Consider the following 7979-nt stretch of genomic DNA (forward strand, 5'->3'; position numbering starts at 1 on the left):
TCTGATGTTGATTGTGCCGGTTGTGAAAGGACACGAACTTCTCGGATTTTTACCTGATTAGTATTGGGGTTAATATTTCCCTGAAGCGCAATGCGATAAAGACCCTTAAGATGAGAAAATTGAACACTCAAAATTCCACCAAAATAGTTATCGGGCTGTGAAGTAACCGTGAGCATAGCCGGTTGATCGTCAAACTCACCACACCAAATTTCGACCCTTGCCCCCGTCCGAAAGAATGACCACGAGTAGGAGTTATGAAGCGAGTCTTGACCCATGCCGGTCATTTGCTTCTCATCGGAAGACAAAGTTCCTGCATTTTTTCCCAAATTCCACAATCCAGCGTAAGGTTCTGAAAGGACACGAATTTCTCGCATAGTTACCGCCTTTGTTTGGCGGTTAAGGTTGCCTTGAATCCCAATCCGAGAAAGACCATTTGAGGATTGGACAGTTAAAATTCCACCAAACCAATCACCTAAGTGGTAAGTAATTGTAAGCGTCGCCAGTTTATTTTCAAACTCGCCGCACCACGTCCCAAGCAAGGGAGAATTTAAATCTTTGAGTATCTCCTCAGCGGATTGATACCGTGCTTTTACCTCACTCTTGAGCATCTTGTCCAAAATCTGCCCTAGCTGTTTACTAAGTGCTGCCCCACGCGGCTTGGGTACGTCTTGCCATAACCAGCGAGTTTCCTTAGGGTTGTAGAGAAGATGGGGGTTCGTGCCAGTCAGGAGATGAATACAGGTAGCGCCTAAGGCATAAAGGTCGCTCGCTGGATAGGTTTCACCATAGGTCATCTGTTCGGCAGGTGCATAACCCAGAGTTCCACAGTACGTTTTCCGTGCTACCACCGTGTTACTTAGCTGTTTAGCTACACCGAAGTCAATGAGTACCAATTTGCGATCGCTCTTGCGCCGCATGATATTTTCTGGCTTAATATCCCGGTGAATCACACCCCGCTGATGGACAAACTGCAACACGGGTAAAAAGTCAAGCAACAGTTCCCGAATCTTGGCATCACTAAATCCCCCTTGCTGTTCCAACTCAGTCAGCAACGTTTGCCCTTCAATAAACTCCTGCACCAAATACAGGTAATTGTCCTCCTTGAAGTAAGCCAACAGCGCGGGAATCTGCGGATGTTGACCTAGTTGTTGCAGTTGCCATGCTTCTTGCTGAAACAGTTGAGTGGCTTTTTCAAGTACTGCCTGTTCCTTGATTTGCGGTGCAAATTGCTTGATAACACAGCGTTCGTTTAGCTTATCTATGTCTTCAGTCAGATAGGTTCTACCAAATCCCCCACTACCCAGGATGTGAATGGGACGATAGCGGTTTCGCAGCAATACCAGTTTTTTTCCGCAACTCCGGCAAAATTCAAAGCCATCTGGATTTAGGGGATTCTGGCAATCGGGATTGAGGCAGCAGGTCATTAGGGGAGAAGGATTGGAATTAATCTATGGTAATTTTTCCCCTGATGAAACCTAATACCAAGTTGCACTCCAACTTATCACTCTCTCTTTCTCTTACCTCAGCGTCCTGGAGTGCCTCTGGGGTTTGTTAAATTCCCTGCTAGACAATACTAGTTTACGGCATAGGGGAGCGGGTCTTGCAAGCCCAATTCAGCAAAAGCGGCAAGTCGCAACTGACAGGAGTCACAACTACCACAAGCCACATCGCCCCCGGCGTAGCAAGACCAAGTTTGTTCCCACGGAACACCAAGCTGATTGCCTAGCTCAATAATGGCAGTTTTTTTGAGGTCAATTAGAGGCGTCACAATCTCGATCACTTGTCCCTCCCGACCCTGTTTTGTCCCCAGTTCAAAAACCTTTTGCATGGCCTGGATATAGTCGGGACGGCAATCGGGGTAACCGGAATAATCCAAAGCATTCACCCCCACATAGACTCTTTGAGCTGCGATCGCTTCTGCGTAGGACAGACCAAAACTCAAAAAAATCGTATTTCGAGCAGGTACATAGGTAATGGGGATGTTCTGAGACATCTCATCTAGGCTGCGATGTTCTGGTAAGTTCATACCATCATCCGTCAACGCTGAACCACCCCACTGTCGCAAGTCAAAACTGACTCTCTGATGCTCCTTAACGCCAGCACAACGTGCGATCGCTTCCGCTGATTGGAGTTCCCGTCGATGGCGCTGCTGGTAATCAAAGGAAATGGTATAGCACTCACAACCATCGGCCTGGGCTTGATACAGAACTGTCGAAGAGTCCAATCCTCCTGATAATAAAATAACAGCTTTCAAAATCCGAGTCCTTCATTCATGAGCTACTCGCGTTTAGGCTCTAGCGCTCTTAGCTCTTAATTGGCAAGAACTCTAAGTATATGGCAGATCAGCATGACCTGAGAATCCTGCTCGAACAGGTTGACGGGAGAGCCTGAGAAATTAACACAAGTAGTCCAAAAACCCCGAAAATCCCTGTCTTAATGGACGACCCAGAAACTGCCACATGTATCCGACGCTCTCGAAGTACTCAAACCACAATGAAAAGAAAATGACCGCCCCAAAGACCTCCTTAAATTTTTTGTTTGAGGGATCTAGGCAAAACTTTGGAATTCTTCACACTTAGAGGGGCTGTGGTACTATCTGGATGGTTTAAGGCGGCTCAGAATAAGCAAATCGACTTAGTTCCCGTGGTGGAGGAGCAGACAAGAGTGCAAGATAGAATGTGCCAAAGACATCTGGATGCCCATGTGCAGCGCAGCCTGCCGCAGCCAATCAAGATTGGCGTTATCGGCGTTGGCAATATGGGACAACATCATGCCCGCGTTGTAAGTTTTCTCAAAGACGTAGAACTTGTAGGGGTGGCAGACATTAATGTCGAACGTGGTTTGGACATGGCAAGTAAATACCGTGTCCGTTTTTTTGAGGATTATCGAGACCTTCTACCGTATGTAGATGCTGTCTGTGTTGCCGTCCCCACAAAGTTACATCACGAAGTTGGGATAACCTGTTTGCAAGCTGGGGTTCATGTCTTAGTAGAAAAACCGATCGCTGCCAGTATTGCCGAAGCAGAATCTTTGGTGAATGCCGCAGCCGAGTCCCAATCCATCCTGCAAGTTGGGCACATTGAACGCTTTAACCCCGCTTTTCAAGAACTTGGCAAAGTTTTAAAGACAGAAGAGTTATTGGCTCTAGAAGCTCACCGGATGAGCCCCTATTCGGATAGAGCCAATGATGTCTCCGTCGTCTTGGATCTGATGATTCATGACATTGACTTGCTGTTAGAACTTGCAGACGCCCCTGTGGTCAAGCTGACCGCCAGTGGCAGCCGTGCCGACAATTCTGGCTATTTAGACTACGTGACAGCCACCTTGGGTTTTGCCAATGGGATTGTTGCTACCCTGACAGCTAGTAAGGTGACGCACCGCAAAATTCGGCGGATTGCGGCTCATTGCAAAAACTCGCTGACGGAAGCCGATTTTCTCAACAATGAGATTCTGATTCATCGGCAAACAACGGCGAACTGCATGACTGATTATGGTCAGGTGCTGTATCGGCAAGATGGGTTGATTGAAAAGGTTTACACCAGCAACATTGACAAACTCTGCGCGGAGTTGGAACACTTTGTGGGCTGTGTGCGAGGCGGAAATCAACCTTCCGTTGGGGGTGAACAGGCGCTCAAGGCTCTCCGGTTGGCGAGTCTGATTGAGCAAATCGCTCTGGACGGTCAAGTTTGGCAGCCGATGGATAGAGATCGCCGTGACCTGCATGTTCGTCCTGTGTCAGCCGTCACTTATTAACAGTGAGTAGTGAGTAGTGAGCAGTGAGCAGCTGGTCACTATTCGCTGATTGAACACAACTCCTAACGGCACCCGAAGCGATCGCTCGTTGAGTTAAAAAAACTCCAATGAGTTGCAGCCTTTAGGTGTTGATGGAGGAATAGGAAGAGGGAATGGAGATAAGTTTTACAAATGATCCATTCCCTTTTCCCCGTTGGTGGAAGTAGCTGATAAGTGCAACAACGGAACAAGCGATCGCGCGATTGCTTCACTGACTCTCTGATTTCCTTCAGGACTTAGGTGAATGTGGTCGCGGTACAACTTCTGAGGTGTTTCAACGCGGTTGAACATCGGCAGAAAATCCAGATAGCGGATGGGCTCATCTTGGGTTAGCTTGGTCAGGCGATCGCGTGCCTTCAGCTCATAGTTACAGGCACCCGGTTCAGCAATTTCTCGCCATAGAGGTGTCATGGCAAGGACAAACTCAGCACCCGCATGAGCAGCTAGTGCTTGAATTTGACGGATCGCATCCAAGTTGAATGCTAAGGAATCGCTGTGAAATGCTTCTGTTTCCTGCTGTGCTAATCCAGAGCGAGGTTCAGGCAACTCTGGTGCCAAAGTAGGCGCTCCGTTGGCGTAGGAGGCTCCTTGGCAGGAGTGGCGATCGCTACTACCTGATTGGGTATTCTCCGAAGAACAGGGGGAGAGTGGAGGCATGGAAGCAAATTTCCTCCTCTGCTCATCTCTCAATCCCGCCAACTTCTTGGTAAGAGTCTTCATCCTTAAACGAGATAGCCTCGGTGAGAGGTAACGAGTGTACACTTCAGCCAATGCATAAGGAGGTTTCCGGTTCGGATAGTTGGGAGCGCGTCCTACAGGGTCGGAAGTTGGTGCCGCGGCAAATAAATCATCGGTATTGAGCAGCAATACGATCGCCTGAGCCTCGAAACTGCCAAAACGTTTTAGATAACCTAACTCATTCCGGGGGCCCCAAGAATTAGCCGAGGCATTCAAAACTTCTACTCGTTCAAAGGGCTTATGTCCAATGGAACTTTCGTCAGAGGCTACACGGACAGCGAGCTCTAGTTGAGTGGTCATCAGTGCTGAAATTGTCCGATTTTGGTCTGTCCACGATGCCCCATTGGCAACCGAATCTCCCAATAACAGCACCCGTAGTGTTGAGGTAGGGCGTGTATTTGTAATCGTCGAACTTCGCATAGAATACTCATTAATGGCAATGCGATTGCCAAACCGTCTCGTGCGTTGGTTGGGTGCGAGTAAGTAGCCAATTTCTGCATCGGCTAGATAAAGCAGAGGATTGCCAAAACCAAAGAGCAACCGTAATCCCACCTCTAACAGGAGGCATGACCCGACCAACACAACCACACTCACCAGCCCGACATTCACACATACCTCCATATTTCCTAAATCAATCCTGTGAATTATGGATTTATTCTCCTTTGCTCGCTAATCTAGACCAAGATATATTCGAGTGGTGACATCGCTTGAATTTATACAGGAGGAGCTAAAGCGCTATGTCAGACCTAAATCGTGGAATCATGAAGTTTAAGGGAGCTGATAGCCCAAAGGCGATCGCTATTTCGGCGGTGCTGGTTTTGGGTAGTATCGGTCTGCTTCTCTGGTGGGCACTGCAAGCCGCCTACACGGTGGGCTAATCACACAGGGTTCGAGTTATCAATTATGTCAACGAGCCAGTTTCTGCCCTGCTAGACCGCGAGAGTCAGCGAGTGGGACAAACTGAATCAGATCAAGCCCCTAAGCGAGTGCTCAGCAATTCCTGTGCCCCTTGGGCAATCGTATCTAGCGATATTCGAGTTTGCTAATTAGGTAAAAACGAGTCTATCGCGGTGATTGCCCTCAAGCACTCTTCGCTTTGTGCGATCGCAAAACGCTGAGGCTTACAGGAGCTTGCCTCAGCGCTTCAACGCGATAGTAGAATTTTAGCCGCTCAATTTTTTTTACCCAGCCTTTACTAGGTCAGTCGGGTAAAAACTTCTTATCATGAAGTTCTACAGTTAAAAGCACTGCGCTCTCAGCGTGATTTTTTTGCAACTATCATTTCCCTTCTACTTTCTTGGTGTCTCTGATATTGGCCCCCTTTTGGGACAGGTTTGGCTTGATATTGCTGTGCTGGTTTTTATGCTAGTGCTATCGGCTATTTTTTCAGGCTCAGAGACGGCAATTACCGCACTAGATAACCTCAAGCTCAGGGCATTGATTAAAGACCAAGGCGACCCAAGCGGAATGTTCCGGCTAGTTTTGGAGAAGCGGGCTCGGTTTATCACCACGCTTTTGGTGGGAAACAACCTGGTCAATAATTTTTCAGCAATTCTTACCAGTAACTTGTTTGCTATTTGGCTCGGCAGTGCCGGTCTGGGTGTTGCTACGGCTGTCGTTACAGTTCTTGTGCTGATTTTCGGAGAAATTACGCCCAAATCCGTAGCTATCAACAATATAATGCCAATTTTTAGGCTGACAGTACATCCTATCTATTGGCTGTCTAGGATTCTATCTTTTTTGGGAATTGTCTATTTCTTTGAAACCATCGCTCAAACAGCCATTCGATTTTTTCAGGGCGGGGTTGTCCAGGAAGGAGAATCGTTAAAAGACCTGACGTTACTAATTGAGGTCTTGGGGGGCAAGGGCAAACTCGATTTGGATAAACATCAATTGCTCTCGAAAGCTTTAATGCTAGATAGCCTCAGTGTTCGCGACCTAGTCAAGCCTCGGATTGATATGCGAACGATTTCCCATGAGGAAACCTTGCATAATCTCGTGAATTTCTGCTTAGAGACTGGATATTCCCGTATTCCCGTTCAGGAAGAATCAAAAGACCAAATTGTGGGAATTGTTCACCTCAAGCGGGCACTCCAGCAATTGACCTTCGCCCAAAAAGAAGGTCGCATTAATATCTTGGTCACAGAGGCAATGGACCCACCCGTTTACGTTCCCGACACGAAGCGAGTTGCAAACCTGCTCAAAGAAATGTTGCAACAAAGAGTACATATTGCTATTGTAGTTGATGAATATGGTGGAACAGTGGGATTAGTAACATTGGAAGATATCTTGGAAGAGCTGGTAGGCGAAATTTATGATGAAAGCGACTTCCCCAGCCGGGTAGCCAGGACTAGAAAGAGTAGTGCTTTCAACAAGGTAGTGCTTAGGGGGAGTGTCTAGGTAACATTCCCTGGCTCACCCGGCTATCGTCAAGTTAAGCTGGCCTTTGATAGCCAAAGCATCCGAAAATTTGGCATTCAAAAAAAATATTGGAAGTTGCTGGAAGTTGTGCTAACATTAGTATTTGTGAGCGAAATGGGTCGGTGCCCGAGTGGTTAATGGGGGCGGACTGTAAATCCGCTGGCTACGCCTACGCTGGTTCAAATCCAGCCCGGCCCACCACTAATTTGAGTAAAAGGTTAAGAGTAAAAAGTAAAAAGTTAATTTTTTACCTTTTATATTTTTACTATTACCTTTTTAATGCCCGTGTAGCTCAGTGGTAGAGCACACCCTTGGTAAGGGTGAGGTCACGAGTTCAATCCTCGTCACGGGCTTTTAAAAAATCTATATTCTGTACGGCTTCTAGTGTGAGGAGTTTGGTTGAACATTCATCAGACTCCTGAACCCTATACTGACGATGCGACCAAGTGTGAACAGTCCATTTCAGGCCGTCAACTCATTTGGATTCTCAAAGCGGGTTCCGTGCCCCACGTCGATATGCATGTGAACTACCGCACACCGACCCTATCGGGTTCGGAGTGGGCTTCTAGCTTCAACGACCGTTGCCCCTTACCCTGATGAGCAGGTGGTCTTACACAGTCTCGACTAGCAGGAACGGGGTTCCCTCCGCCCATAGTCATTACCCGGATGCCTTCGGTTCTGATGTTCAACGCAGCATTACCATCACGGTCGTGATGAGTACCACAGGAGGGGCAATCCCACTCTCTGATATCGAGCGGCAATTCATCAACAACATGACCACAACATGAACACTTTTTAGAACTGGGGAAGAATCTGTCAATTTCTACCAGCTTACCTTCCTTGCGTTCTAGCTTGTATGCAAGAAAATTGACAAACGTTCCCCAACCAACATCGGATATTGATGAAGATAGCTTACGGTTCCGTACCATACCCTTGACGTGGAGATTTTCCACAACGATGACTTGGCTTTTGTCTACCAGTTTTCTGCTGAGCTTGTGCAAGAAATCTTGGCGGGTGTTTGATACTCT

7 protein-coding genes and 2 tRNA genes are annotated in these 7979 nt (G+C 47.4%); 5 read left to right on the plus strand and 4 right to left on the minus strand.

The genetic code is table 11. The annotated features are described in order from the left end of the window. A partial coding sequence (locus tag V6C93_RS10225; RefSeq protein ID WP_333476553.1) for a serine/threonine-protein kinase occupies positions 1 to 1424 on the minus strand: 1424 nt, incomplete at its 3' end. A gap of 149 nt (positions 1425 to 1573) precedes the next feature. After that, complete coding sequence (queC, locus tag V6C93_RS10230) at positions 1574 to 2254, minus strand: 7-cyano-7-deazaguanine synthase QueC (RefSeq protein ID WP_333476554.1); 681 nt, start codon at positions 2252 to 2254, stop codon at positions 1574 to 1576. A 422-nt stretch (positions 2255 to 2676) separates the two neighbouring features. Here queC and V6C93_RS10235 point away from each other — a divergent pair, with 422 nt between their 5' ends. Further along, complete coding sequence (locus V6C93_RS10235; protein ID WP_349262673.1) at positions 2677 to 3753, plus strand: Gfo/Idh/MocA family oxidoreductase; 1077 nt, start codon at positions 2677 to 2679, stop codon at positions 3751 to 3753. A 165-nt stretch (positions 3754 to 3918) separates the two neighbouring features. On the opposite strand, the gene V6C93_RS38730 is transcribed toward V6C93_RS10235, so the two are convergent. Continuing rightward, positions 3919 to 5151, minus strand: a complete 1233-nt coding sequence (locus V6C93_RS38730; RefSeq protein ID WP_333476556.1) for an SGNH/GDSL hydrolase family protein — start codon at positions 5149 to 5151, stop codon at positions 3919 to 3921. Between the two features lie 116 nt (positions 5152 to 5267). Between V6C93_RS38730 and V6C93_RS10245 the strand changes: the two genes are divergently transcribed. The 4 genes from V6C93_RS10245 (at position 5268) to V6C93_RS10260 (ending at position 7304) form a co-directional block, all read left to right on the plus strand. After that, positions 5268 to 5408 carry a hypothetical protein gene (locus tag V6C93_RS10245; RefSeq protein ID WP_333476557.1) on the plus strand — a complete coding sequence of 47 codons (141 nt, stop codon included), beginning with the start codon at positions 5268 to 5270 and terminating at the stop codon, positions 5406 to 5408. Between the two features lie 382 nt (positions 5409 to 5790). Beyond that, positions 5791 to 6930: a hemolysin family protein gene (locus V6C93_RS10250; RefSeq protein WP_333476558.1), complete on the plus strand. Its 1140-nt coding sequence runs from the start codon at positions 5791 to 5793 to the stop codon at positions 6928 to 6930. A gap of 137 nt (positions 6931 to 7067) precedes the next feature. Then, a tRNA-Tyr gene (locus V6C93_RS10255) sits at positions 7068 to 7152 on the plus strand. An 80-nt stretch (positions 7153 to 7232) separates the two neighbouring features. Beyond that, positions 7233 to 7304: transfer RNA gene (locus V6C93_RS10260), tRNA-Thr, on the plus strand. Between the two features lie 174 nt (positions 7305 to 7478). On the opposite strand, the gene V6C93_RS10265 is transcribed toward V6C93_RS10260, so the two are convergent. Then, positions 7479 to 7979 (minus strand): RNA-guided endonuclease TnpB family protein (locus tag V6C93_RS10265; protein ID WP_333476559.1); only part of this gene is annotated, 501 nt, incomplete at its 5' end.

It is taken from the genome of Allocoleopsis sp. (genome assembly GCF_036703385.1).
Classification (GTDB): domain Bacteria; phylum Cyanobacteriota; class Cyanobacteriia; order Cyanobacteriales; family Coleofasciculaceae; genus Allocoleopsis.

Excerpts from the sequence above, each read along its gene's own strand:
- V6C93_RS10235 (WP_349262673.1), top strand. The coding sequence starts at position 2,677 with ATGTGCCAAAGACATCTGGATGCCCATGTGCAGCGCAGCCTGCCGCAG.
- V6C93_RS38730 (WP_333476556.1), bottom strand. The coding sequence starts at position 5,151 with ATGGAGGTATGTGTGAATGTCGGGCTGGTGAGTGTGGTTGTGTTGGTC.
- V6C93_RS10245 (WP_333476557.1), top strand. The coding sequence starts at position 5,268 with ATGTCAGACCTAAATCGTGGAATCATGAAGTTTAAGGGAGCTGATAGC.